Genomic DNA, 24,299 nt, shown 5'->3' with positions numbered 1-24,299 from the left:
ACACTCCCGGGTTTCCTGAGCTGACCGGAACACTAGACCCTTATTGGCGCTGTGCCAATAGGCGTCCACGCGTTCGTGACGGCGCGTTGAAGGAGGGGTGCGACGGAGGGCGGCGCGGACCGCGTCCGGTGGGGGGCCGACCTGCGGGTCAGCGCAGCGGGAAGCCGAGCTCCCGGCCCTGCTCGCGCAGCTCGTCGCGGGCGGAGGGGTGGGCGACGTTGTCGATGATCTGCTGCGCCTGGGAGGCGGCGTCGTTCCCCCAGACGGTGGCGGCGCCCCGCTCGCTGACGATGTAGCTGTGCTGGAACGAGGTGACCGGGCCGGCGAGGCGCGGGATGACGGTCGAGACGTCCGCGCGCGGATGCCAGGACGGCAGGGCGATGACGGCGTGCCCGCCGGGGGAGTGCAGCGCGCCGACGACGAAGTCGGTCTGCCCGCCGAATCCGGAGTAGATCACCCCGCGGACGCGGCTGGCGTTGGCCTGGGCGAACAGGTCGACCTGGAGCGCGGAGTTCACCGAGACCATCCGGGGCCGGCGGGCGATCAGGCTCGGGTCGTTGGTCTTCTCGGTGCGCAGCATCCGGATCCGGTCGTTGCGGTCGGCCCAGGCGTACAGCTCCGGGCTCCCGAAGGCGAAGGAGGCGGTGATCGGGGTCCCGGCGTCGAGCGCGCCCGCCTTCTCCAGCGCCAGCACCCCGTCGCTGAACATCTCCGACCAGACGCGCAGCCCCCGCCGGTCGAGGAGCGAGGAGAGCACGGCGTCCGGTATGGCGCCGATGCCGAGCTGCAGGGTGGCGTCCTGCGGGACGAGCCGGGCCACCCGCTCGCCGATCTCGTGGGCGACCTCGCCGGGCGGCCGGGGGACGGGGGTGGCGAGCGGTTCGTCGTCCTCGATCGCCAGGTCGATCTCGTCGGTCGCCAGGACGGCGTCGCCGAACGTGTAGGGCATGTGGGGGTTGATCTGCGCGACGACCAGGCCGCCGCGCGCGCGGACCGCCTCGATGGCCGCGGGCAGGATGTTGACCTCGATGCCGAGCGACACCGTCCCGCCGACCGGCGGGGAGGTCTGCACGATCACCACGTCCGGCGGCAGCGACTCCTTCAGCAGGTTCGGCACCAGCGACAGCCGCGACGGGAAGTAGCGCAGGTTCGCGCGGCCGCGCATCCCGGCGCCGACGAAGGGCGTCTCGAGATCGACCCCTTCGCGGTCCGGCATCCCGGCCTGGGCGTTGAGCATGAACAGGCGGTACCCGCCGACCGCGGCGTCCAGGATCCGCAGGGCCCGTCGAGGGGCGGCGAAGTTGCCGCCGGCCACGATCCGGGGCCGGCCCGGCAGCCCGCCCAGCACCCGTGCCAGATCCTCCTGGGAGACGACGCGCATCAAGATCCCTTTCCGAGAGGCTTCGCGACCAGGTCGCGGCGGGTCCGCACGGCCAGTCTGCCCGACCGGCCGGACGGCGCCGACGCCGAGGGCGGCGGAAAAAGAGGTGGAGGGGCGACGCGCCGGGTGGTAGCTTTCCCGGGCCGCGACGCCGCTGGAGGAGGTGAGACCCATGAACGCTGTACAGACGTGGGTGCTCTCCGATCCCGTCACGGCCGTGCGACCGATGTAGTCGTCGCCGGGAGCGCCTCGACACCGGCACTCCCGAAAGGCGACAGCCATGCATTCCCTCCGTTTCACCGCCGAGACCTCGTCGGACGGGGTCCTCGAACGCGACTTCACCCTGGGCGAGATCACCGGCGCCCTCTGGACGCCCGCGTCCGGCACCGATCGCCTGCCCCTGGTGCTGATGGGCCACGGCGGCGGTCAGCACGGGAAGGCGCCCGCCATGGCCGGACGCGCACACCGCATCGTGACCGGGTGCGGCTTCGCCGTCGCGGCCATCGACGCGCCCGGGCACGGCGGCCGGCCGCGCACCGCCCGCGACGAGCGCGAGATCGCCGCGATGCGGCGGGCGATGTCGGCGGACGAGCCGGTCGGCCCGATCGTCGGCCGCTACAACGCCCACCTGGCGGAGCGCGCCGTCCCGGAATGGCGGGCGACCCTGGACGCGCTCCAGGAACTACCGGAGATCGGCGCCGGCGGGCCGGTCGGCTATCTCGGCCTGAGCCTGGGCAGCGCGATCGGGGTGCCGCTGGTGGCGGCCGAACCGAGGATCAGCGCGGCGGTCCTCGGGCTCTTCTGGCTGGAGTCCCTGGTCGAGACCGCCGAGCGGATCACCGTGCCGATCGAGTTCCTGCTCCAGTGGGACGACGAGCTCATCCCGCGCGAGTCCGGCCTCGCGCTGTTCGACGCCTTCGCCTCGAAGGAGAAGACGTTGCACGCCAACACGGGCGCCCACAAGGACCTGCCGAGGTTCGAGGCCGACAGCGCGGTCCGGTTCTTCGCCCGCCATCTCGGCCGGGCGGGGACCTCGCCGGCCTGACATGGAAGGGATCGGCGCCCGGTCACCGGCCGGGCGCCGGTCCCGCCGGCCCGCCGAAGTCGGAGCGCGGGCGCCGATGAGTTCGCGGCACCGCCGCGGTCATCACCTGCGAAGCATCCGCGACGCCCGAGGAACGCCATGTCACTCGATCTCTTCGCCGGCATCCCCGTCACCGACTACGCGGAGGCGCTCCAGTGGTACGAGCGCTTCTTCGGCGCGAAGCCGTCGTTCCTGCCCAACGACACCGAGGCCGTGTGGGAGGCGGCCGAGCATCGGTACGTCTACATCGTGCAGGATCCGGAGCGGGCGGGGAACGCCCTGGTGCTCGCGTTCGTCGACGATCTCGGCGACCGGGTCGCGGGGGCCGCCCGGCGGGGGATCCCGCCGGCGGGACGCGAGGAGTACGGCGACGGCGTGACCAAGGTGGTCTTCCGCGACCCGGACGGCAACGAGATCGCCTTCGGCGGCGCCGGGGTGGCGCGCTAGGCCGCCGACCTCTCGGCGAGGTGACGCAACTCGGCGGCGCACATCATGAGCCGCCGCACCGGAATGTGCCGGGCGTAGTGGTCCAGGTCGGCGCCCAGCGCGAACACGTGGACCGGGACCCCGGCGCCGCGGCCGGACTCGACGGCCTGGCGCAGCGCGGCCAGGACCGCCGGATGCCGCGTCTGGTAGACCGAGGAGACCAGGTGGTTGCCGCGGTCGGCGGCGAGATAGAACTGGATCAGGTCCTTGGTGCCGACGAACAGCTCGCCGGCCCCGGAGGCGCAGAAGTCGGCCGCCGAGTGCACGGCGGCCGGCGTCTCGACGAAGACGGCGAGCGGCGTCCCGTCCCCGAGGCCGAGGAAACGCCGCAGCCGGACGTACTCGTCGCAGTCGTTGATGAACGGAACGGCGAAGCGCACCCGGTCCGCGTCCGTGCCCAGCCGGTCCCGCAGGTGGCGGCGCAGCGCCCGGAAGGCGTGCGGGTAGCGGCGCTCCCCCAGCAGCCACCGGGCGCCGTGCCGGCCGAGTTCGGGGTTCGGCTCGTCGTCCACGTGGTCACCCGACGTGATCTTGGCGGCGTCGTCGGAGCGCAGGTCGAGGAGCCTCATGATCAGGCGCTGGCCGGGGAGGAGTTCGCGCACCATCGGGCACAGCCGCGACGCCACGGCGGCGCCGTAGCGCTCCGCCTCGCGGACTCCCGCGCGCAGCGAGTCGATCGGGCTCAGGGCGGCGGAGAAGCAGAGGAACTCCTCGCGGATGAAGAACGAGTCGGCGTGCTCGACGCGCGGTGCGAGAGCGTTGGTCGCCCGGATGTCAGCGGTGTCGGTGACGACCACGCAGATCGACTCGACGTCGCCGAAGGCGGCGTCCGGGCACCGCGGGGCGGGCGCCGCCGGTGCGGCATCGCCGAGGACGACCGACGCGCGGTCGAGCAGGACCGTGGCCTCGCCGGCGAGCGCGTCCAGTTCGGACGGGGCGACGCGCAGCACGGGGATTCCACGCGAGCGGCAAAGGGACTGCATGTGGCCGGTGCGGCCGCCTTTCGCGCAGATGACGGCGGAACAGGCGACGATGGCGTCGTAGAGTTCGGGGCCGAGCGCATCGACGACCAGAATGGTGCCGTCGACTGGTTCTCTGCTGAGATTGCAGGGTCCTTGAACGGATCGCTCGTGCGAATCGACGAGCACGACCCCTGGAATTTCGCGAGGGCTCACGGACGTCCTCTCTCTCGCCGGTCCCGGTTGGCGATGCGGGCCCGCCGCGTTCGAAGGCGATCCGCGGTCAGGCCTGTCCCGGGCGGAGCATGGATAGAGAGTGACAGCCGTGGACGAAGAAACGCACCCTCCCGAATGCCGGTATGGCTTTCCGGCTATCCCTATTCCGGTGCCTCGTCGAGTTCGAGCAGCGAGCGGAGATCCCGTGGCGTGACGGACAGGTCGTTGAGACTCGTCGTGGCGGCCGCGTTCACGACGGAGCGCAGCGCGCCGTCCGGCACGGGGGCCTCGCCGCCGGCGATCACGGCGGCCAGGAGGGCTTTCAGGCCGTCCTCGAGCCGGGCCGCCAGGACCCGGCGGTCGCGCCGACGCCGGGTGGCCATCCGGTGCACGTCGAGCCGTACCGCGCGGGCGAACGCCTCGCGCACCTCGTCGTCCCCTCCGTGGGCCACGGCCTTCGACCCGGTTTCGGTCGGTTCGTCGTAGCAGGATTCGAGGTGGCGCAGCACCGTCGCGGCGACGCCGACCGAGTGGTTCTTGATGGCGGCGAGGTTGAAGGTGAACGCGCCCATCCGGCCGTACCGGGTGATCTCGTCACCCTCCCGGGGGCAGCCGACCACGGTGATCGGAGCGGTGCGCACGCCGGCCGGTCCGAGCAGGAAGCCGTGGCCGTCCACCTCGACGCCGCGCCCGGTCCGCCGGTGCCGCGCGGCGATCCCCCTGCGCAGCAGGTTCCGCCATAGCGCCGAACCGACCCGCTCGTAGTCGGTCTCCCGCCCGAAGTTGGAGATCACGAGGTCCGCCTCGATCGTCCGCGCCGGCGCGGGCCCGGACACCGCCACCCGCAGCCGGCCGGCCTCGGTGGCGGTGATCCCGCCGACGGCGCCGGTGGTGAGGACGATCGGCCCGCCCTCCGCCATCGCGGCGTCGACGAACTCGGTGATGTAGGGGACGGCGCTCACGCGCAGCGTGGCCAGCAGGCTCCCGTACCTGTCGAGGAGCGCGCGGAGGTCGGCCGAGGGGATCCGGGCGAGGACCTCGGGCAGGCTGGGCTCCCAGGACTTGGCGATGCGCTCGCTCACGACCGCGGGCGCCACGCCGGAATGCCGCTGGGCGACGAAGGTACGCGCCCGTTCCCACTCGTCCCTGAAGAGCCGGACGAGCTCGTCGCAGCCCTCGTAGCCGTCGGAGTGCAGCCGTGGAGCCGGCAGGTCGAGGACGTGGTGCCGGTGGTCGGAGGGATAGGTGCGCAGCGTCAGCCCGGACCGCGAGATCATGTGGATCCTCCCGGTGTGGCCGTGCCGCAGCAGGAGTGAGGCCGAGTCGTACGCGCTCAGCAGCGTGCCGATGATGGCGACCTCGGCGTCCTGCCGGAGGCCGAGGATCCGCTGGACTCCCCGCTCGGAGTAGGGGTGCCGGACGAAGCCGGGGTGGTCCGCGACGCCGGCCGCGAACGGGAGCTCCCGTTCCTCCAGCCCCGTCGCGAGGACGACGTGGTCGGCCTCGATCGTCATCAGGTCCGGCCCGGTGCCGGAGGGCGGCGAGGAGTGCCGCTCCACGACGACGTCCGCGCGGCCGGCGCCGATCGTGATGTCGACCGCCTCGCCGTCGGCTTCGAGCAACTCCACGCCGTCCGACGCCTCGCGCGCGGCTTCGTCGAGGCGGGTGCGCAGGTAGTCGGCGTAGAGCCGGCGGGGCGCCGGACCGGACTCGGTGAAGGTGAAACCGCTCCACCCCTCGGGCCAGCCGGTCCGGTCGGCCTCGGTGTTCGCCCAGTCCACGAAATCGTCGACGTCCTCCCGGAACATCGACATGCGGCCGGCCTGGATATTGAAGACGTGGTGCCAGTGGTTGCCCGAACGGTGATAGGCCACGCCCGCACTGCGGTATTCGGGCCGCCGCTCTATCAGCACCACTTGTAATGGTTCCCGGGCGAACTGCATGAGGCGTATGGCGGTGGCGGTTCCGGCTAAGCCTGCTCCGACGATGACGACCCTTCGGGGTCCTGGAAAGCCCACGTGACCACCCCTCCGCCCGCACCGAGCGGCTATAGAAATGCCCCCGCTGCCGAGCGTAGCGTGCGTTATCGTCCGGGCTCAATGGTCCGGCGGCCGAACGGGTGGCGCATATTCGCACGGCGGCGGCCGGCCTGGCTCCAGGGCCAATCCACTGGCACCGGCGCTGGAAAGTCGCCTCCCCTGACCGGGCGCATTCCGAAGCAATTCGCTATATGAATTCTTAGCAAGTACTCCGGCGAGCGGACGGCGGGCCGGGCGTGCGGAAGCCCCGCCACGTGGGCAGGGCCGCGCCGGGCCCGCTCCCGTCCGGCGTTCCGAGCGCTATCGGTTTGCCGGGCGCCGGTCGGGGCGGGGCGGGGCGGGGATCGCACCGTAGACCGTGAGCCAGATCGTCCGGGCGAGGGTGCGCGCGATCCGCTCGTCTCCCGCGCCCTCGTCGTGGTGGCAGTGCGCGGAGATCGTCAGACTCGGTTTCCACGCACGACCAGCCGAGGGCCGGACGTCACGGGGGCTCAGCCGAGGAGGCTCAACGTGATCCGCTCCACCGTCCGCCGCGCCGCCGCCGCTCTGGCGCTCGCGACCACCGCACTCGTCCCGTTAACCGCCCGCCCGGCCGCGGCCGCCCCGCCGGAACCGGCGCCCGCGGCCGGCCCGGGCTCCTGGATCCCCCGCACCGACGTCGCGCCGCACCTTCATCGCGATGCTGTTCACCGCGCCCGTCCCCACCGCGCTGATCTTCTGGTACCCGGAGAGCGGGGCAAAGATCGTCCTGCCGGAGCCGACCGCGCGGGTGACCGCGGCGGACGGTCCCGCCGTCGAGAGCAGCGCCGGGAGCCTGGTCTGGGACCGCCGGCGCGGCGTCTACCACCTGCGCTGGCACGGGACGTTCGCCAGGGCCGACATCTGGTTCGACCACACGCTCCCCGGCGTCGCCGGGGGCCGATCCGCTACGACGGCGACCAGACGATGTACTGGAGCGCGCCCGTCGCGACGAGCCGGGTCCGCGGCTGGCTCCGTTCGCCCGGCGCGTCCTCGCGCATCAGCGTGGACGGGTGGCGCGGGTACCACGACCACGACTGGGGCCGGTTCAGCGTCGTCGACCAGCGCTATTCCGGCTGGGAGTGGGGCGTCTCCCACGAGCCCGACGGGACGGCCACCCTGCTCGGCGGCGTGGTGAAGGGCGACGGGACGTGGTGGACCCGTTCATCCTCGACGCCGGCCTGCTCGCGCTGCCCGAGTCGCTCGGGCGCACCGTCCCCGGCTCGTTGGGCCTGATCGAGCACATCCGCACCCTGCGCGCATGGCTCCCGCAGTCCTGACGCGCCGCCCGTGCCCGCCCGCACGCTCACCCACCCCGAGGAGACGGCGACCATGACCAGTCCACACGCGCACGCCGGTCGGCGCGCGCACCACACGACGTCCGGCCCGGCCGCACCGCCGCGCGGCCCGGGCGGGCTCACACGGCGCCACGTCCTGTACGGCACGGCGGCGGCCGGCGCGGTGACCGTGCTGCCCGCCGCCGCCCGCGCGGCGACCGGACGCGACCGGCGGACGGTGGCCGTGCTCGGAGCGGGCCACGCCCCGCAGCCGACGCGGGCGACACCACGACCACCGAGGCCCGCTACATCCGGGTGGTCGGTTCCGGCAACACCGCCAACCTCACCTTCCACCTCACGGAGGTGAGCGTCTACGGCACTCCGGTGGGGTGACGGCCGCTCAGGACTTGCGCCCGACGCCCCCGACGCTCCAGATCGGCCTGGACGACTCGATGGTCTCGTGCTCGGGACGCCACAGGGGGAGGTAGACGACGCCGGGGTCGATCAGGTCCCAGCCGGAGAAGAGCCCCTCCACCTCGGCCCTGGTCCGGACGTTCGAGCGCGGCGTGCCGCGGATCGCGTGGGTCTCCTGCTGGTAGAGGAAGGCGAGCCTGGCGGTGACCTCCGGGCACAGGTCGCTGACCGGATGCGAGATCGCGATATGGCTGCCCGGCGCCATCCGATCGCTCAGCCGCCGGACGCTCCCCGCCACTTCCTCGTCGTCGGGAATGGTGTAGAGCACGTGGAAGAACAGCAGCGCCGTCGGCTGGTCGAGGTCGATCAGGCGGCGCAGGTCGGGGTCGCGCGCGATCCCTTCGGCATCCCGCATGTCGGCCTCGACGACCGTGGTGTTGGGATTCTTTCCCAGTAGTGCCTGCGCGTGGACGCGCACCACGGGATCGTTGTCCACATAGACGACCCGGCAGTCCGGCGCCACCGCCTGGGCGATCTGGTGCACGCTTCCCCGGGTGGGCAGGCCGGTCCCGATGTCGAGGAACTGGCGTATCCCCGCGGCGGCGAGGAACCGCACGACGCGGTCCAGGAACTTGCGCCCCTCGCGTGCCAGGACCGGCAGTTCCGGCGCCAGTTCGATCGCCTGGAGCGCCGCCTGCCGATCCGCGGCGTAATTGTCCTTGCCGCCGAGGAAGTAGTCGTGCATCCGGCTCTCGTTGGGCGCGGCCGGATCGAAGGCCTGCGGCTCGTGCCCCGGGGGGAAGGGCATGGCTTCTCCAATCAGCTGACATCCGAGCGGTGACGCACGGCGGCCGGGAATCGCCCAGTATGGCACGCTACTTTCCGGTACGCCCGACGTACTCAAGGTAGGCACCCCGGCCCTGACGACGTCATCGGCCGGCGGCGGGGCACCGTCCGGACCGCCCGGACGGGGTCCGGCCGCCGGACCGAATCGTGATCGGTCGTTCTCGTGGACCGGTCCCGGCGGGGTGGTCGCAGCCGTAGAGTGGGTGTGAAGATGATCAGCGCGGGCGGCCGGCAGGGAGGCACGGTGGCAGGCGAGGGGCTTCGGCCAGGCGGATTCGACCCGAGCGTGCCGAACATCGCTCGCATGTACGACTACTACCTCGGCGGCAAGGACCACTACGAGGCCGACCGCCTCCGCGCCGAGGAGGCCAAGACCGCCGACCCCACCCTGATCAGCCTGATCAAGGAGAACCGGGCGTTCATGGGCCGCGCCGTCCGGTACATGGCCGAGCAGGGCATCGACCAGTTCCTCGACATCGGCACCGGGCTGCCCACCCAGCAGAACGTCCACCAGATCGCCCAGGCGGTGAACCCCGCCGCGCGCGTCGCCTACGTCGACTACGACGGCCAGGTCGTCGCGCACGGACGGGCGATCCTCGCCGACTCGCCCGGCACCCGGATGGTCCAGGCCGACATCCGCCGCCCCCGCGAGATCCTGGAGCACCCCGAGATCACCCGGCTGCTGGACTTCGGCAAGCCGGTCGCGCTGCTGACGATCGCCACCCTGCACTTCATTCCGGACGAGGACGACCCGTCCGGCGTCATGGCCGAGCTGCGCGACGCGCTCGCCCCCGGCAGCCACATGGCGATCACCCACGCCTCCGCCGACGGCGTGCCCGACATCGTGGCGAAGGTCGTGGAGGTCTACAAGAGGACGAACGCGCCCGGCACGCCGCGCACCCTCGACCAGGTGACGGGCCTGTTCGGCGACTTCGAGCTGGTCGACCCGGGCGTGGTGTGGGCGCCGCTGTGGCGGCCGGAGCACCCGGTCGCCCTTGAGGAGGCCCTGCCGATCTGGTTCTACGCGGGAGTCGGCCGCAAGCTCTGAGGTGTGCGTGCACGACCGCTCCCTGACGAATGCCACCGGGACGAGGGAAGGCGACATGCGGGCAGTGACGGTCGGAGGGGCGCTCGAGGCCGCGGTGACGCGGGGCGGGGCGTTCCTGTACGACGGCGACGACACCATCACGTTCAGCGGGTTCGACGAGCTGGCCGACCGGGTCGCGGCGGGCCTGCTGGCCCGCGGGGTCGGGAAGGGCGACCGGATCGGCCTGCTCGGATTCAACACCCCGCAGTGGCTCGCGGTGTTCTTCGGCGCGGCCCGGATCGGCGCCGTGGTGGTCCCGCTCAACGTCCGCTACCGGGAGCGGGAGCTGTCCTACATGCTCGGCCAGAGCGGCGCCCGGCTGGTCGTCGGCGTCGACGCCGTGCCCGACTTCGACTTCGCCGCGTACTTCGAGTCGTCCGGCACTCCCGCCGTGCACTTCGGCGCGGGCTTCGACGCCCTGGCCTCGACCCCGGCCCCGCCGTCCCTCGCCGCGGCCCGCGCCGCGGTGGATCCGGACGACCCGCTGATGATCCTCTACACGTCGGGCACCACGGGACGCCCCAAGGGCGCCGTCATCACCCACCGGAGCATCCTGGCCTCGGCCTCGGCCCAGGCCGACCACTTCGGGATGACCGGCGAGGACGTCCTGCTCGGCCACCTCCCGTTCAACCACGTCGGCGGCATCACCTGCACCATCATGGCCGCCCTGGTCAGCGGCGGCTCGGTCGCGCTGCTGCCCGCGTTCTCCCCGGACGCCGCGCTGCACGCCGTCGAACGCCACCGGGTGACGTTCCTCGGCGCCGTCCCCACGATGTACGTGCTGATGCTCGGCCGCCCAGACTTCGCCGAGCACGACGTCTCGTCCGTCCGGCTGTGCATGGCGGGCGGCTCCAACGTGGAGCCCGCGCTCGCCGACGCGATTCGGCGCGGCTTCCCCGGAGCGCCTCTCCACGGCCTCTACGGCCTGTCCGAAACCTCGGGCGCCTGCGTGCTGTCGCCGATGGGCGACGACCCCGAGACGGTCTCCCGGACCCTCGGCGCGATCATCGGCGACTTCGAGGCGCGCGTGGCGGCGGCCGACGGGACCGTCCTGCCGCCGGGGGAGACCGGCGAACTGCAGATCCGCGGCGCCTGCGTCGCCGCCGGCTACTGGGACATGCCGGACGAGACCGCCGAGGTCTTCCTGCCGGAGGGCTGGCTCGCCACCGGGGACATGGTCGCCTCGGAGCCCGACGGGCACCTGGTCCTTCGCGGCCGCAAGAAGGAGATGTACATCCAGGGCGGCTTCAACGTCTACCCGGTCGAGATCGAGAACGTCCTGACCGCGCACCCGAAGGTCGCGATGGCCGCCGGGATCGGCGTCCCGGACACGATCCTCGGCGAGGTCGGCCGCTTCTACGTCGTCCCGCGCCAGGTCGGCGAACCGCCCACCGCCGACGAACTGACCGCCTACTGCCGCGACCGCCTGGCCGACTACAAGGTCCCCCGCCAGTTCGTCATCACGCCGGACGTCCCGCTGACCCCCGTAGGCAAGATCCACAAAGCCCTTCTCAGGGACCGCGACCACTCCACGCCGGACTGAACCCGGCGCCGGGGAGGAGCGGCCTCCCCGGCTGCCGGAATCTAGCTGTGCGCGTGGACGTCGAGGATGGCCTGGGCGAGGGTCTCCGAAGCGGGCGCGTTGACGAGCCTCCACTGCGCGGCGCAGGGGATGAGGGCCCACCACTCCTTGGTGTGGGTGCCCCACCAGCACAGGACACCGAAGCGGGCACGCAGGTAGGCGATCGTTTCCGTGTGGGGCGTGTCGGGGCCGGGCGGCGGGATCCGGAGCGCGGTGCCGTCCCTCACCGGACGGCGCGCCCGGGCGGCGAGCGCGGCCGCCACGTAGGGGGTGAGGATCCGGGTGATCCGCTCGGCCGCGCGGGCCGGGCTCGTGTGCGGGGCCAGATCCTCGCCGGTGCTCGACCGGTACCACCACGCGTCGGACGTCGATCCCGGGGCGAGCGTGACGCTCTCCCCGAGCCCCGGGACGGCCGGGTCGAAGACGCGCAGGAGCGGGAGGGGCCCGTCGTAGCGCGGTACGGCCTTCCAGCCCTCCCGGATGAGCTCGTGTGCAAGTCGGTCAAGATGGCCTGTAATGGAGGAAGTTGAGGCCTCGGCTTGCAGATTCTTCGGTTCGATCCACCCCATTACCGGCGCACCCACTTACGGGCGTCGGGCGTCGGACGGCAGGCCGCACGGCTGAGCTCGTTGGTGAGCGCCCTGCGGAGCTCATCGGCGGTGTTGCATATAACGGTCGGGTCAATGCCGGCCTTTGGGTCGTGCAGGGTGGCGACCCAGTCGCCGAGCCTCCCGTCGTAGCGCGTGGCGCGCCAGATTCGGTGGCCTTGGAAGTCCTCGCGGAGTCGGGCTAACGCCTGGTCAGCGGGGTTGACGGGCGTGTCCATGATCAGTTCAAGCTTCCGTTGGTGTGGTTGCTCTCCGTTACCTTCCCCAATCCTCCCGTGACCGGGTCGACTTTTGGAAGAGCGCGGAGCCCAACAGATGGAAAGCTCTCGGCGCCGTTAGAAAACACTTCGCTTTCGGGTCGCCCGAGTTTTCCGTCCCCGCCGCCCCGCGAGCGCGGGGTTCGGCGTACCTCAGGCTGCTTTGGCGGTGAACGCCTGTTTGCCGAACCGACTCCATCTCGTTTCCCTCCGTTCCGTGCAATCCGGTGTAACCGGACAATTCTCCGTCGGACGTCGGCGCGCTGAGGATCACCGGAGTGGGGCGGGGGTTCGGACGGATCCGCAATGGAACGCCTCCTCTGCTCGTACTGCCGGCTTCCGGCAGCGCCAAGAACCAGGGAACGCGAGGCCGTGCAGAATGTAAGGCGATCGGCCACAAGCGGTCATCCTCAGGTTTCGGAATGGCGCATTACGGTCATTCCCATTCCGGTTGTGAAACTTGCGCGGCAAGTATTGGTGCCATAGTCGATGAGTATTAACCGGCCGCGCGAGGATCGGTACCCGGTGGAACGAATACGCGGCGAAAGAAGCGTCGCGTATTGGGACTGGAGTCCGTGCCGCTTCGCGTACTTGCGTCCGCGGCCGGCCGCCTGGTAGGCGGCGAATCGCGAAAGCCGAATGATCCGCACGTGTGAAACCGGTGCGAACTCGGAGGCGAGTGATTGAACGGTTCCTCCGGGGCTGTGCTGATGCGACCGCCCATGCGAGAGGAGGGCGACTCGACAGGTAAGAAACGGGATGACCGCTGCTCGGGCTCTTCCAGTGGAGGTGCGGCACGTCCTTCACCGCGTGGGGACCGAGGTCGACCGGGCCGGTGGGGTGCGGAAGCGCGGAGGCCGCGTTGCATGTTCATGCAGGAGCGTGCATACTTGTGCTCATGTCCAAAGTGCTGACCTCCCTGCCCGTCGGTGAGCGCGTCGGGATCGCCTTCTCCGGTGGCCTCGACACTTCGGTGGCGGTCGCGTGGATGCGCGACAAGGGCGCGGTGCCGTGCGCCTACACCGCCGACATCGGGCAGTACGACGAGCCCGACATCGCCTCCGTGCCCGGCCGCGCCGCCAAGTACGGGGCGGAGGTCGCGCGCCTGGTCGACTGCCGCGCCGCCCTCGTGGAGGAGGGGCTCGCCGCCCTGGCGTGCGGCGCGTTCCACATCCGCTCCGGCGGCCGCAGCTACTTCAACACCACCCCGCTCGGACGGGCCGTGACGGGGACCCTCCTGGTCCGCGCCATGCTGGAGGACGACGTCCAGATCTGGGGCGACGGCTCGACGTTCAAGGGGAACGACATCGAGCGGTTCTATCGGTACGGGCTGCTGGCCAACCCCTCCTTGCTGGTCTACAAGCCCTGGCTGGACGCCGACTTCGTCACCGAACTCGGCGGCCGCACGGAGATGTCGCAGTGGCTGCTCGCCCGCGGCCTGCCCTACCGGGACAGCGTGGAGAAGGCATACTCCACCGACGCCAACATCTGGGGCGCGACCCACGAGGCCAAGGCGCTGGAGCACCTCGACGCCGGGATCGAGACCGTCGATCCGATCATGGGCGTCCGGTTCTGGGACCCCGCCGTGGAGATCCCCGCCGAGGACGTCACGATCGGTTTCGAGCAGGGCCGCCCGGTGACGATCAACGGCAAGGAGTTCGGGTCCGCCGTCGACCTGGTGCTGGAGGCCAACTCCATCGGCGGGCGGCACGGCCTCGGGATGTCCGACCAGATCGAGAACCGCGTCATCGAGGCCAAGAGCCGCGGCATCTACGAGGCGCCCGGCATGGCGCTGCTGCACGCCGCCTACGAGCGGCTCGTCAACGCGATCCACAACGAGGACACCCTCGCCACCTACCACAGCGAGGGGCGGCGCCTCGGCCGGCTCATGTACGAGGGGCGCTGGCTGGACCCGCAGGCGCTGATGCTGCGCGAGTCGCTGCAGCGCTGGGTCGGGACGGCCGTCACCGGCGAGGTCACCCTGCGGCTGCGGCGCGGCGAGGACTACTCCGTCCTCGACACCTCCGGGCCCGCCTTCAGCTACCACCCCGACAAGCTGTCCATGGAGCGCACCGAGGACTCCGCCTTCGGCCCCGTGGACCGGATCGGCCAGCTGACCATGCGCAACCTCGACATCGCCGACTCGCGCGCCAAGCTGGAGCAGTACGCCGGGCTCGGCATGGTCGGCAGCTCGCACCCGGCCCTGATCGGCGCCGCGCAGGCGGCCTCCACCGGGCTGATCGGCGCGATGCCGGCGGGCGGCGCCGAGCAGATCGCCTCCCGCGGCAAGGACTCCGGGGACGCCGAGGTCCTCGACCGCGCCGCCATGGAGTTCGGCACCGACTGAGCCGCGCCCGGCCGGGCTGCCCCCCATGGAGCTGGGGGGCCTCCTCCTCCAGGGGCGGGAGCGGGGTCTCCTTCTCCGGCGGCCCGGCGAAGCCGTGCAGCGCCGCCGCCACCACGGCCCCCACCAGGGGCGCGACGATGAACAGCCACACCTGCGACAGGGCCGTCCCGCCCACGACGACGACCGGGCCGAGGCTCGGAACGGGGGCGGCCTGGGGAGACGATCAGGCGTGCTGGGCCAGGCTGGTCCAGCTCTCGTCCCAGAGGGCGTCGCGGTGGCGGTCGCAGCGGCGGCGGACGAGGAGGTAGGCGGCCAGGAGGGGGACCCCCACGGCGACGGCGGCCGCTGCCGCGGCCACGGCGGTGGTGGCCAGGGTGGCGGTGCGGGTCTGAGGGTGCTGGACCGGATTGCCCGCCGCGTCCACCCAGATGCGCTGCTCCATGCCCGGCCTGACGGACTTGTCGGCCGGGACGACGGTGGTCCGCGGCCGGCCGTCGAGGGACGTCCAGGCCAGCTCGGCGTAGGTGTGCCGCACGCCCGCGCCGCCCTGGGAGTCGGTGTGGACTACCTGCGCCACGGCCCGGTGGACGTTGCGGTGCTCGGCCCGGACGCCGCTGCGGTAGGCGTCGACGGCCAGCAGCACGGACGCGGGCGGGGCGAGCACCGTGAACAGCACCGCGGCGGCGACGCCGACCGTCCACTGGCGGCGGTCGACGCAGCGTCGCAGATCGTTGCGGTCGAAGCCGAAACGGCGGCGGACCCGTCCTAGCCTTCTCATGGCCTCCTCCTTCGTCCGTGACATTAATCGCTCCGGGAAGCGGTCGCGCACGCGCCTCTTCTGGTGTGCGGGCGAAGCGCGCAGACTGGCAGAAGGAGGGCAGGCACATGAAGGGCGTGGAGAGCGACGAGCAAGGGCACGTCCTGTTCGGCTACGACGGGACGGCGGAGAACGACACGGCGCTGCACTGGGCGATCGAGGAGGCCCGGCTGCGCGACCTCGGCCTGGTGATGTGCCACTGCTGGCACTGGCCCTACCCGGAGGGGCACGAGGATCCCAGCGGGGAGGCGACCATGCGGCGGGTCGGGGAGAACCTGCTGGAGCGCGGCACGCGGCGCGCACGCGAGCTGGGGGCGACCGGCGCGGTGCGCGGCCGCCTGGTCCGCGGCCCGGCCCGCGGCGCGCTGCTGCGCGAGTCCGGCGAGGCGGAGCTGATGGTAGTCGGGGCCCCCGAGCGGCTGGACGAGGGCGCGGAGGTGCTGGAGCTGGCGGCGGGCGCCTCCCGCCCGGTGATCGTCGTCAAGGACGGGACGGGCCCCCGCCGGGTCGTGGCGGGCGCCGACGGGACGACGTGGTGCGATCCGGCGCTGGGCTTCGCCGCGGCAGAGGCGGCGCTGCGCCGGTGGGAACTGCGCGTTCTGTACGCGTGCTGGGAGCCCGCCGCGGTCGACGCGGAAGAACTGGCGCTGTTCCACGACAGGGAGCTGCTGGAGAAGACGCGCGCCGCGGAGCTGGAAGCGGCCGTGGCGCCGTGGCGCCGGCGGTACCCGGACCTCGACATCCGGGTGTCCCTGCTGCTGGAGCGCCCCCTGGAGGCGCTGTACGGCGCCGCGGACGACGCCGGGCTGCTGGTGCTGGGCGATCGGGGCGCCGGCATCGCCCCGCTGGGCTCGACCAGCACGGCGGTGCTCCGGCATGCCCGCCGCGCCGTCGCGATCGTCCCCGCGCGCCCGGGCTGAGCGCCGCTCAGGGATCCTGGGCCAGGGCCTCGGTCGCGTGCAGGGCGGGGTCGGCCGGCAGGTCGGGGTCGAGGATCAGCTGGAGCATCAGGCCGTCCAGCACCGCGGTGAAGAGCATGGCGGTGCCCTCGCGGCGCTCGGCGGGCCAGCCGGGGCGCAGGTGCTCCAGCCGCGCGGCGACGCGCGCCCGCACGTCCCGCGACCAGTCCCGCCGCTCGGCGCCCATCCGCGGGTCGCGCAGCGCCCGGACCAGCAGTTCGGCGGCGAGCCTGAGGTTGCGCTCGCCGGCGAGCATGTCCAGGACGCGCTCGCGCAGCGCCCGCAGGGCGGCCGCCGTGTCCGGAGCGGCGACCAGCGCGTCCACCACCGGCTCGACGATCGACTCGCTGGCCCGCTGCGCGACGGCCACGTGCAGCCCCGGCAGCCCGTTGAAGTAGTGGTGGAGGAGCCCCGGCCGGATCCGGGCCCGGTCCGCGACGGCCCGGGCCGTGAGCGCGGCCCAGCCGCCCTCGGCGAGCAGGTCGAGACCGATCCCCAGGAGCTGCTCCCGGCGTGCCAGGCCGCGGGGGGTCGACGCGCGGGGCTCCTCGTGGGTCATCACGCCACGCTATCCCAACGCTTGCACCGTGCAACCGATCGAGATCGGCGCGGGTCCCCGATTCCCCGGAGACGGACGGGGTAGGGCCGGGGCATGATCGATGCGGTGCTCTTCGACGTCGACGGCACATTGGTCGACACCAACTATCTGCACGCCGCCACCTGGTGGCAGGCGTTCCTCCAGCACGGGCACACCGTCCCCATGGCGGACGTGCACCGGGCGGTCGGCATGGGCGCGGACAAGCTGCTGGACCACCTGCTCCCGGACGACCGGGACCGGGACGCCGACGACGGGATCCGCACCGCGCACACGGCCCTGTACGCCCAGTACTGGTCGCGGCTCCAGGCCTTCGACGGCGCCGCCGACCTGCTGCGGGCCTGCTCCGGGCGCGGGAGCCGCGTCGTGCTCGCCAGCTCGGCCGCCACCGCCGAGCTGAAGGCGCTGCGCGCGGCGCTGGACGCCGACGACGCGATCGACGAGGCCACCTCCGGCTCGGAGGTGGAGGCGACCAAGCCGGCGCCCGACCTCGTCCGGCTCGCCCTGGAACGCGCCGCGGTGCCCGCCGCCCGGGCCGTGTTCGTCGGCGACACCCGCTGGGACGTCGAGGCCGCCCGGCGTGCGGGGATGCCGTGCGTGTGCGTCCTCACCGGCGGCTGGAGCCGCGCCGAGCTGGCGGAGGCGGGCGCGGCGGCCGTCTACGACGACCCCCGCGCCCTCCTGGACGATCTGGACCGCAGCCCGCTGGCGCTATGACGCGCGGTCGCGCTCGGCGGCGAGCTGGAGCGCCACGTCGATGATCATGTCCTCCTGGCCGCCCACGTAGCCGGCCTCGCCGACCTTCTGCAGGATCTCGTGCGCCGGGACGCCGTAGCGCTCGGCGGCCCGCTCGGCGTGCAGCAGGAAGCTGGAGTACACGCCGGCGTACCCCTGCGTGATCGCGCCGCGGTCGGCGAACGGCAGCCGGTGCAGGAACGGCTTCACCACGTCGTCGGCCGCCGCCAGCGCGCCCTGCACGTCCACGCCCGTCGGGACGCCGAGCCGTTCGAACGTCGCGACCAGCACCTCGGTGGGGGAGTTGCCCGCCCCTGCGCCGAGCGCGCACAGCGCGCCGTCGATCTGCCGGGCGCCGTTCTGCTGCGCCAGGACGGAGTTGGCGACGCCGAGGGAGAGGTTCTGGTGGCCGTGGAAGCCGACCTGCGCCTCGTGCCCGATCTCCTTGACCAGCGCGCCGACCCGCTCCTGCGCCTCGCCGAGGACGAGGGCGCCGGCGGAGTCGACGACGTAGACGCACTGCGCGCCGCCGTCCACCATGATCCGGGCCTGCCGCGCCAGCTCCTCCGGGCCCACCCGGTGCGACAGCATGAGGAACCCGACGGTCTCCATGCCGAGGTCGCGGGCGGCGGCGAAGTGCTGCAGCGACACGTCCGCCTCGGTGCAGTGCGTCGCGACCCGGGCGACGGACGCGCCCGCGTCGTGCGCCATCTTCAGGTCGTTGACCGTGCCGAGGCCCGGCAGCAGCAGGACGGCGATCTTGGCCCGGGCGGCCTCGTCCACGGCGGCGGCGACGAGCTTGACGTCGTCCTCCAGCGAGAAGCCGTAGTTGAAGGACGACCCGCCGAGGCCGTCGCCGTGGGTGACCTCGATGACCTCGACCCCGGCGGCGTCCAGGGCGTGCACGACGCCGCGGACCTGCTCCTCGGTGAAGCGGTGCGCCATCGCGTGGCTGCCGTCCCGCAGCGTGGAGTCGGTGATCCGGATCTTCTCGCCGGTGTCGCTCATGCGGAGGCCTTCCTGCGCGCCAGCTGCTCGCCCACCCGGGCGGCGGCCGCGGTCATGATGTCGAGGTTGCCGGCCCACGGCGGCAGGTGGTCGCCGTTGCCGCGGACCTCCAGGAACACCGCGACGCGGGCCATCCCGTTCCAGATGTCGCGGGGCTCGTCGAACTGCGGCTCGACCCGCAGCGTGTAGCCGGGGACGTAGGCGGCGACCTCCGCGACCATTTTCTCGATCGACTCCGAGATGGCCCCGGTGTCGGCGTCGGACGGGATCGCGCAGAACACCGTGTCCCGCATGATCATCGGCGGGTCCACCGGGTTCAGGATGATGATCGCCTTGCCCCGCCCGGCCCCGCCGACCTGCTCGATCGCGCGGGCCGTGGTCTCGGTGAACTCGTCGATGTTCGCGCGGGTGCCGGGCCCGGCCGAGCGGGACGCGATCGACGCGACGATCTCGGCGTACGGCACGGGCACCACCGACGACACCGCGTGCACGATCGGGATCGTCGCCTGCCCGCCGCAGGTGATCATGTTGAGGTTGGGGACGTCCGACAGCGAGTCCAGGTTCACCGGCGGGCACACCAGGGGGCCCGTCGCGGCCGGCGTCAGGTCGATCGCCGTGATCCCCGCCTCCTCGTAGCGGGGCGCGTTGGCCAGGTGCGCCTTCGCCGACGTCGCCTCGAACACGAGGTCGGGCAGTGTGGGCTGCTTCAGCAGCCAGTCCACGCCCTCTGCCGACGCCTCGACGCCCATCCTGCGGGCGCGCTCCAGGCCGTCGGACTCCGGGACCACCCCGACCATCGAGTGGACGTCGACCAGTTCGCTGCGCTGGAGCTTGACAAGCAGGTCGGTGCCGATGTTGCCCGGCCCGACGATCGCCGCCGTCAGCCTGCCCCCGCCCGTTCCCTGCGAGGGGGCGCCCCCTCGCGCCCCCCGGTCCGCTTCGCTCATGTGAGCTCCTCCTCTCCGAACCGGGCGGTCACCGAACCGATCCCGGCGAACGTCGCCGTCAGTGTCTGCCCGGGCGCGACCGGCACGGCCGCGGTGATCGAGCCGGGCAGTACCACGTGCCCGGCCTCCAGGCTCACGCCGCGCTCGCCGAGGACGTTGGCCAGCCAGACCAGCGCGTTGATCGGCGACCCGAGGACCGCGCCGCCCGCGCCGGTGTCGATCAGGTCGCCGTCGCGGCGCAGCAGGCAGCCCATCAGCGACAGGTCGTGGTCGCCCAGCCGGACCGGGCGGGTGCCGAGCACGACGCCGCCGCTGGAGGCGTTGTCCGCGATCGTGTCCGGGAGGGTGATCTTCCAGTCCGCGATGCGGGAGTCGATCACCTCCAGCGCGGGCAGCACGTACTCGACGGCCGCGACCGCGTCCGCCGTCGTGGCCCCGGGACCGGCCAGCGGGCGCCCCAGCACGAACGCGACCTCCGGCTCGATCCGGGGCTGCAGGAACCGGCCGGCGTCGATCGGGGCGCTCTCCGGCAGGAACATCGTGTCCAGCAGCACGCCGAAGTCCGGCTGGTCCACGCCCATCTGGCGCTGCATCGCGGCCGAGGTCAGGCCGACCTTACGGCCCTTGATCCGCGCGCCGGCGGCCGTCCAGGCCTCGACCTGGGCGAGCTGGACCGCGTAGGCGTCGGCCACCGACATGTCCGGATGGTCCTTGGTCAGCGGCGAGATGGGAGTGCCGGTGGCGTACGCGTCGAGCAGCGCGGCCGCGGCCTTCTCCACGGAACCCGGGTCCATGGGCCGTCCTTTCGTTCGTGTGGGCAGGGCGAGCCTCTCCCGCTGCGACCCCCGCGGGCAATGCGGACGTCCCGCGTGGTGGGACACTTCTTTCATGCCGCCCGTCCCGTCCGAGGAGAGCTTCCTGCGCCGCGTCGTCGCGGTGCTGTCGGCGTTCCGTCCGGAGGACGACGGCCTGGGCGCCGCCGAGCTGGCCCGCCGCAGCGGCCTGCCGAAGTCGACCGCGCACCGCATCGCCCTCGACCTGGTGGACGCCGGACTGCTGGAGCGCAGGGGCCCGCGGGTGCGGCTCGGGCTGCGGCTGTTCGAGATCGGGCAGCGGGTCCCGCGCCAGCGGGTGCTGCGGGACGCCGCCGTCCCGTACATGTCGGACCTGCGGGAGGCCACCCGGCAGACCGTCCACCTCGCGGTGCTGGAGGGCGGCGAGGTCGTCTACGTGGAGATCCTCGGCTCCCCAGGCGGGCCGCGGCTGCCGTCTCAGGTGGGCGGGCGGCTGCCCGCGCACGTGACCGGGGTGGGCAAGGCGATCCTCGCGTTCTCCCCGCCGGAGGTGGCCAGGGGTGTGCTGGAGTCGGACCTGGTCAAGGCCAGCGAGCGCAGCGTGACCGCGCCGGGGCTGCTCGCCCGGGAGCTGGAGACGATCAGGCGCGAGGGCGTCGCCTACGACCGGGAGGAGTCCGGCCGCGGGATCGTCTGCGCCGCCAGTCCCGTCCTCGGCCCGGAGGGCCTGGTCCTCGGCGCGCTGTCGGTCTCGGGCTGGGCGGCCCGGATGCGGCTCGCCGCGGTGGCCCCCGCGGTCCACACCGCTGCGCTCACCCTCTCGCGCACGCTGGGCGGTTAGCCGCGCCGGGCGGTCAGCGCTCCGGCAGGCGGCGGGCCAGGAGCTGGGCGAGGTGCTCGCCGTCGCGGTGCGCCAGCTCGCGCAGCTGCGTGCGGCAGCTGAACCCGTCGGCCAGGACCACGGCGTCCTCCCCGGCCGCGCGGACGGCCGGGAGCAGCCGCTGCTCGGCGACGGCGACCGACACCTCGTGGTGGCCCCTCTCGACGCCGAAGTTGCCGGCCAGCCCGCAGCAGTCGCCGAGCCGCTCGACGCCCGCGCCCGCCTTCCGCAGCAGGTCGGCGTCCTTCGCCCAGCCCATGACGGCGTGGTGGTGGCAGTGCGGCTGCGCGATCCCGGTGACGCCGGACAGGTCGGGCGGCGTCCAGTCCGGCGTCTCGGCGAGCAGCTCGGCCAGGGTGCGGGTCGCGGCGGCGACCTCGCGGGCGGCTGCCGCGTCCACGCCCCTCAGCAGCTCCTCGGCGTCGGACCGCAGCACCCCGGTGCACGACGGCTCCATGCCGACGACCCTGGCGCCGCGCCGGACGTGGGGGAGCAGCGCGCGGACGGTGCGGCGCGCCTGCGCCCGCGCCCCGTCCAGCTGCCCGGTGGAGATCCACGTGATCCCGCAGCACACGGGGCGCTCGGTCACCGTGACGCGGTAGCCGGCGTGCTCCAGCACCCGCACGGTCGCCCGGCCCACCTCCGGGGAGAACGCGTCGGTGAAGCTGTCCACGAACAGCACGACGTCGCCGTTGCGGCCCGCCGGGCTGCGGTGGGAGGCGAACCAGCGCCGGAACGTCACGGGCGCGAGCGCGGGGAGCGTCCGCCGCCGGTCGATGCCCGCGCCCCAGGCGAGCAGCGGCTTCAGCGCGCGCGACCGCATCGCCGCGTTGACCGCCTTGATCGCCGCGGGCGCCCTGGCGGCGAGCCGGGTCCAGCGCGGGAGCCGGCCGAGCGCGTAGTGGGAGCGCGGCCGGATCCGCCCCCGGTACCGCTGGTGCAGCGCCTCCGCCTTGTAGGAGGCCATGTCGACGCCGGTCGGGCAGTCGGACGCGCAGCCCTTGCAGGCCAGGCACAGGTCGAGCACGTCGTGCAGGGCCTCGGACCGCCAGCCGTCCGGGCCGAGCTTCCCGCTGACGACCTCCTGAAGGACGCGGGCCCGTCCGCGCGTGGAGTCCTTCTCCTCCCGGGTCGCCAGGTAGGACGGGCACATCACGCCGCCCGCCCCGGTGTTGTCGGCGCGGCACTTTCCCACGCCGGTGCAGCGGTGCACGGCCCGGGACAGGTCGCCGCGGTCGTCCCGGTAGGCGAGACCGAGTCCCCGGTTCAGCGGGATCGTCTGCACGGCGCGCAGGTCGGCGTCCACGGCCGCCGGGCGGACGATGATGCCGGGATTGAGTACATCGTCCGGATCGAAGACGTCCTTGACGGCCGAGCACAGCGCCAGCGCCCCGGCCGAGTACATGTGCGGCAGCAGCTCGCTGCGGGCCCTCCCGTCCCCGTGCTCGCCGGACATGGTGCCGCCGTGCCGGGCCGCCAGCGCGGCCGCCTCGTTCAGGAATTCCCGGAAGACGCGCGTCCCGCCGGTCCGCCCGAACGGGAAGTCGATCCGGACGTGGATGCACCCGTCGCCGAAATGCCCGTACGGGACGCCGAACAGGTCGTAACCGGCCAGCAGCGTCTCGAACTCCCGCAGGTAAGCGCCGAGCCGCTCGGGCGGGACGGCCGCGTCCTCCCACCCGGCGTGGGCCTGCTCGCCGGCGGGCGTGCGCGCGACGAGCCCGGAGCCGTCCTCGCGGATCCGCCACAGCGCGTCGGCCAGCGCCATGTCCTCCACGAGCGCCGAGTCGGCGCAGCCGGACGCTGCGGCGATCTCGCGCGCCGTGGAACGCAGCGCCCCGGGCTCGGATCCGGCCAGTTCCACCAGCAGCCATCCGGACCCGGACGGCAGCGGCGGCACCGCGCCGGCGCCCCGCCGCTCCCGCACGACGTTCACGATCCGCGAGTCCAGCCCCTCGCACGCGACCGGGCCGTGCGGCAGGATCGCCGGGACGGCGTCGGCGGCCTCGGCCATCGACCCGTACCCGAGCACCACGAGCGCCCGGTGCGCGGGCTCCCGGACCATCCGCACCCGGGCCGCGAGCGTCAGTGCGAGCGTCCCCTCGCTTCCCACCAGCGCGCGGGCGACGTCGAAGCCCCTCTCCGGCAGGAGGTGCTCCAGCGAGTAACCGGAGACCTGCCGGCCGAACCGCCCGAACTCCGTCCGCACGAGGGCCAGGTGCTCGCCGACCAGCCCCCGCAGCCGTTCCAGCAGGACGCTGCCGGGGTGGGCCCCCGGCACGTCGCCGAGCCGCAGCCGCTCCCCGGATCCGGTGACGACGTCGAGGCCGAGCACGTTGTCGCTCGTGCGCCCGTACCCGAGCGCCCGCGACCCGCACGCGTTGTTGCCGATCATCCCGCCGAGCGTGGCGCGCGTCCGGGTGGACGGATCCGGCCCGAACCGCAGCCCGTGCTCCGCCGCCGCCCGGTGCAGGCGCGCCTGCACGATGCCGGGCTCCACCAGCGCCGTCCCCGCCTCCGGGTCGATCTCCAGGACCCGGTCGAGGTGCCGGCTCACGTCGACGACGACCCCGGGCCCGACTGCGTTCCCCGCGATGGACGTCCCGGCGCCCCGCATGGTGAGCGGCACCCCGGCGTCCCGGCACACCGCGAGGACGACCGGCAGCTCGCCCGCCTCACGGGGCGTCACCACGACCCGCGGCGGCACCCGGTACAGGGAGGCGTCCGAGGAGTACAGGGACCGCGCGAGCGCCGAGTCGTCCACCCCGCTGACCCCGGCCGCCCGCAGCGCCTCCACCAGCTCTCCGTGCTCACGATGGTCGGTCACGGTCACAACGGTAGGTCATGGCGCGGGACGCCGGTCGCCGGGCGGCCCGCACCCTCGCGGGGCCTTTGGGCGGGACCAAGGTCCCTACCACGCGTCACCGAGGGCCACGAGGGTGGTGCGGACGGAAACCGATCAT

General features: G+C 73.1%; 20 protein-coding genes. 9 read left to right on the top strand and 11 right to left on the bottom strand.

What is annotated here, in order from left to right; translation table 11 throughout:
* Nucleotides 1-148 precede the first annotated feature (148 nt).
* The gene (locus tag CHC11_RS37550) at nt 149-1,381 is read right to left on the bottom strand and encodes an acetyl-CoA hydrolase/transferase family protein (RefSeq protein ID WP_089316663.1); all 1,233 of its coding nucleotides are present in this window, start codon (nt 1,379-1,381) and stop codon (nt 149-151) included.
* A gap of 280 nt (nt 1,382-1,661) precedes the next feature.
* Between CHC11_RS37550 and CHC11_RS37545 the strand changes: the two genes are divergently transcribed.
* Together CHC11_RS37545 and CHC11_RS37540 are read left to right on the top strand one after the other, a co-directional pair.
* A complete protein-coding gene (locus CHC11_RS37545) occupies nt 1,662-2,426 on the top strand; it encodes a dienelactone hydrolase family protein (RefSeq protein WP_089316662.1) in 765 nt (254 codons plus the stop codon).
* 138 nt (nt 2,427-2,564) lie between these two features.
* The gene (locus tag CHC11_RS37540; protein WP_089316661.1) at nt 2,565-2,912 is read left to right on the top strand and encodes a VOC family protein; all 348 of its coding nucleotides are present in this window, start codon (nt 2,565-2,567) and stop codon (nt 2,910-2,912) included.
* On the opposite strand, the gene CHC11_RS37535 is transcribed toward CHC11_RS37540, so the two are convergent.
* Entirely contained in the window at nt 2,909-4,099 is a 1,191-nt protein-coding gene (locus CHC11_RS37535; protein WP_245920262.1) for a putative PEP-binding protein, read from the bottom strand. The two genes, CHC11_RS37540 and CHC11_RS37535, sit on opposite strands and share 4 nt — an antisense overlap.
* A gap of 188 nt (nt 4,100-4,287) precedes the next feature.
* The gene (locus CHC11_RS37530; protein ID WP_089316659.1) at nt 4,288-6,144 is read right to left on the bottom strand and encodes an FAD/NAD(P)-binding protein; all 1,857 of its coding nucleotides are present in this window, start codon (nt 6,142-6,144) and stop codon (nt 4,288-4,290) included.
* A 1,190-nt stretch (nt 6,145-7,334) separates the two neighbouring features.
* On the opposite strand from CHC11_RS37530, the gene CHC11_RS43630 reads away from it, so the two are divergent.
* Complete coding sequence (locus CHC11_RS43630) at nt 7,335-7,463, top strand: hypothetical protein (RefSeq protein ID WP_281258426.1); 129 nt, start codon at nt 7,335-7,337, stop codon at nt 7,461-7,463.
* A gap of 397 nt (nt 7,464-7,860) precedes the next feature.
* Here CHC11_RS43630 and CHC11_RS37525 read toward each other — a convergent pair whose 3' ends face one another.
* Nucleotides 7,861-8,682 carry an SAM-dependent methyltransferase gene (locus tag CHC11_RS37525; RefSeq protein ID WP_089316658.1) on the bottom strand — a complete coding sequence of 274 codons (822 nt, stop codon included), beginning with the start codon at nt 8,680-8,682 and terminating at the stop codon, nt 7,861-7,863.
* A gap of 249 nt (nt 8,683-8,931) precedes the next feature.
* On the opposite strand from CHC11_RS37525, the gene CHC11_RS37520 reads away from it, so the two are divergent.
* Nucleotides 8,932-9,768, top strand: coding sequence for an SAM-dependent methyltransferase (locus CHC11_RS37520; protein WP_089316700.1), 837 nt, complete (start codon nt 8,932-8,934; stop codon nt 9,766-9,768).
* A gap of 55 nt (nt 9,769-9,823) precedes the next feature.
* Nucleotides 9,824-11,350, top strand: coding sequence for a class I adenylate-forming enzyme family protein (locus CHC11_RS37515; RefSeq protein WP_089316657.1), 1,527 nt, complete (start codon nt 9,824-9,826; stop codon nt 11,348-11,350).
* A gap of 41 nt (nt 11,351-11,391) precedes the next feature.
* Here the strand turns inward: CHC11_RS37515 and CHC11_RS37510 are convergent, their stop codons facing one another.
* Entirely contained in the window at nt 11,392-11,958 is a 567-nt protein-coding gene (locus CHC11_RS37510; RefSeq protein WP_089316656.1) for a hypothetical protein, read from the bottom strand.
* 1,194 nt (nt 11,959-13,152) lie between these two features.
* On the opposite strand from CHC11_RS37510, the gene argG reads away from it, so the two are divergent.
* Nucleotides 13,153-14,601: an argininosuccinate synthase gene (gene argG / locus CHC11_RS37500; RefSeq protein WP_089316699.1), complete on the top strand. Its 1,449-nt coding sequence runs from the start codon at nt 13,153-13,155 to the stop codon at nt 14,599-14,601.
* 223 nt (nt 14,602-14,824) lie between these two features.
* Here the strand turns inward: argG and CHC11_RS41815 are convergent, their stop codons facing one another.
* Nucleotides 14,825-15,379, bottom strand: coding sequence for an Rv1733c family protein (locus tag CHC11_RS41815; protein ID WP_089316654.1), 555 nt, complete (start codon nt 15,377-15,379; stop codon nt 14,825-14,827).
* A gap of 107 nt (nt 15,380-15,486) precedes the next feature.
* On the opposite strand from CHC11_RS41815, the gene CHC11_RS37490 reads away from it, so the two are divergent.
* Complete coding sequence (locus CHC11_RS37490) at nt 15,487-16,338, top strand: universal stress protein (protein ID WP_089316653.1); 852 nt, start codon at nt 15,487-15,489, stop codon at nt 16,336-16,338.
* A gap of 7 nt (nt 16,339-16,345) precedes the next feature.
* Here the strand turns inward: CHC11_RS37490 and CHC11_RS37485 are convergent, their stop codons facing one another.
* Nucleotides 16,346-16,936 (bottom strand): TetR/AcrR family transcriptional regulator, encoded by a 591-nt coding sequence (locus CHC11_RS37485; RefSeq protein ID WP_218826407.1) that lies wholly within the window; start codon nt 16,934-16,936, stop codon nt 16,346-16,348.
* Nucleotides 16,937-17,029: 93 nt separating this feature from the next.
* On the opposite strand from CHC11_RS37485, the gene CHC11_RS37480 reads away from it, so the two are divergent.
* On the top strand, nt 17,030-17,689 hold the full coding sequence (locus CHC11_RS37480) for an HAD family hydrolase (protein WP_089316652.1): 660 nt from the start codon (nt 17,030-17,032) through the stop codon (nt 17,687-17,689).
* Here CHC11_RS37480 and dmpG read toward each other — a convergent pair.
* Genes dmpG through CHC11_RS37465 form a run of 3 tightly spaced genes read right to left on the bottom strand, consistent with a single transcriptional unit; the run spans nt 17,684 to nt 20,456 of the window.
* Complete coding sequence (gene dmpG / locus CHC11_RS37475) at nt 17,684-18,715, bottom strand: 4-hydroxy-2-oxovalerate aldolase (RefSeq protein WP_089316651.1); 1,032 nt, start codon at nt 18,713-18,715, stop codon at nt 17,684-17,686. The genes CHC11_RS37480 and dmpG overlap by 6 nt on opposite strands.
* Nucleotides 18,712-19,662, bottom strand: coding sequence for an acetaldehyde dehydrogenase (acetylating) (locus tag CHC11_RS37470; RefSeq protein WP_089316650.1), 951 nt, complete (start codon nt 19,660-19,662; stop codon nt 18,712-18,714). Before CHC11_RS37470 ends, dmpG begins: the two co-directional genes overlap by 4 nt.
* Complete coding sequence (locus CHC11_RS37465; RefSeq protein WP_089316649.1) at nt 19,659-20,456, bottom strand: 2-keto-4-pentenoate hydratase; 798 nt, start codon at nt 20,454-20,456, stop codon at nt 19,659-19,661. Before CHC11_RS37465 ends, CHC11_RS37470 begins: the two co-directional genes overlap by 4 nt.
* A 94-nt stretch (nt 20,457-20,550) precedes the next feature.
* Here CHC11_RS37465 and CHC11_RS37460 point away from each other — a divergent pair, with 94 nt between their 5' ends.
* Nucleotides 20,551-21,297 carry an IclR family transcriptional regulator gene (locus CHC11_RS37460; RefSeq protein ID WP_089316648.1) on the top strand — a complete coding sequence of 249 codons (747 nt, stop codon included), beginning with the start codon at nt 20,551-20,553 and terminating at the stop codon, nt 21,295-21,297.
* A gap of 13 nt (nt 21,298-21,310) precedes the next feature.
* On the opposite strand, the gene CHC11_RS37455 is transcribed toward CHC11_RS37460, so the two are convergent.
* Nucleotides 21,311-24,163, bottom strand: coding sequence for an FAD-binding and (Fe-S)-binding domain-containing protein (locus tag CHC11_RS37455; RefSeq protein WP_089316697.1), 2,853 nt, complete (start codon nt 24,161-24,163; stop codon nt 21,311-21,313).
* Nucleotides 24,164-24,299: the final 136 nt, after the last annotated feature.

Origin of the sequence: Actinomadura mexicana (assembly GCF_900188105.1) — a bacterium.
GTDB classification, from domain to species: Bacteria; Actinomycetota; Actinomycetes; order Streptosporangiales; family Streptosporangiaceae; genus Spirillospora; species Spirillospora mexicana.
The sequence above is the reverse complement of the archived record's forward strand: the minus strand, read 5'-3'. Positions and strand labels throughout refer to the sequence as shown.

Excerpts from the sequence above, each read along its gene's own strand:
- CHC11_RS37480 (WP_089316652.1), top strand. The coding sequence starts at position 17,030 with ATGATCGATGCGGTGCTCTTCGACGTCGACGGCACATTGGTCGACACC.
- argG (WP_089316699.1), top strand. The coding sequence starts at position 13,153 with ATGTCCAAAGTGCTGACCTCCCTGCCCGTCGGTGAGCGCGTCGGGATC.
- dmpG (WP_089316651.1), bottom strand. The coding sequence starts at position 18,715 with ATGAGCGACACCGGCGAGAAGATCCGGATCACCGACTCCACGCTGCGG.
- CHC11_RS37465 (WP_089316649.1), bottom strand. The coding sequence starts at position 20,456 with ATGGACCCGGGTTCCGTGGAGAAGGCCGCGGCCGCGCTGCTCGACGCG.
- CHC11_RS37460 (WP_089316648.1), top strand. The coding sequence starts at position 20,551 with ATGCCGCCCGTCCCGTCCGAGGAGAGCTTCCTGCGCCGCGTCGTCGCG.
- CHC11_RS37510 (WP_089316656.1), bottom strand. The coding sequence starts at position 11,958 with ATGGGGTGGATCGAACCGAAGAATCTGCAAGCCGAGGCCTCAACTTCC.
- CHC11_RS41815 (WP_089316654.1), bottom strand. The coding sequence starts at position 15,379 with ATGAGAAGGCTAGGACGGGTCCGCCGCCGTTTCGGCTTCGACCGCAAC.
- CHC11_RS37520 (WP_089316700.1), top strand. The coding sequence starts at position 8,932 with ATGATCAGCGCGGGCGGCCGGCAGGGAGGCACGGTGGCAGGCGAGGGG.
- CHC11_RS37490 (WP_089316653.1), top strand. The coding sequence starts at position 15,487 with ATGAAGGGCGTGGAGAGCGACGAGCAAGGGCACGTCCTGTTCGGCTAC.
- CHC11_RS37515 (WP_089316657.1), top strand. The coding sequence starts at position 9,824 with ATGCGGGCAGTGACGGTCGGAGGGGCGCTCGAGGCCGCGGTGACGCGG.
- CHC11_RS37545 (WP_089316662.1), top strand. The coding sequence starts at position 1,662 with ATGCATTCCCTCCGTTTCACCGCCGAGACCTCGTCGGACGGGGTCCTC.
- CHC11_RS37470 (WP_089316650.1), bottom strand. The coding sequence starts at position 19,662 with ATGAGCGAAGCGGACCGGGGGGCGCGAGGGGGCGCCCCCTCGCAGGGA.
- CHC11_RS37485 (WP_218826407.1), bottom strand. The coding sequence starts at position 16,936 with ATGACCCACGAGGAGCCCCGCGCGTCGACCCCCCGCGGCCTGGCACGC.
- CHC11_RS37525 (WP_089316658.1), bottom strand. The coding sequence starts at position 8,682 with ATGCCCTTCCCCCCGGGGCACGAGCCGCAGGCCTTCGATCCGGCCGCG.
- CHC11_RS37550 (WP_089316663.1), bottom strand. The coding sequence starts at position 1,381 with ATGCGCGTCGTCTCCCAGGAGGATCTGGCACGGGTGCTGGGCGGGCTG.
- CHC11_RS37540 (WP_089316661.1), top strand. The coding sequence starts at position 2,565 with ATGTCACTCGATCTCTTCGCCGGCATCCCCGTCACCGACTACGCGGAG.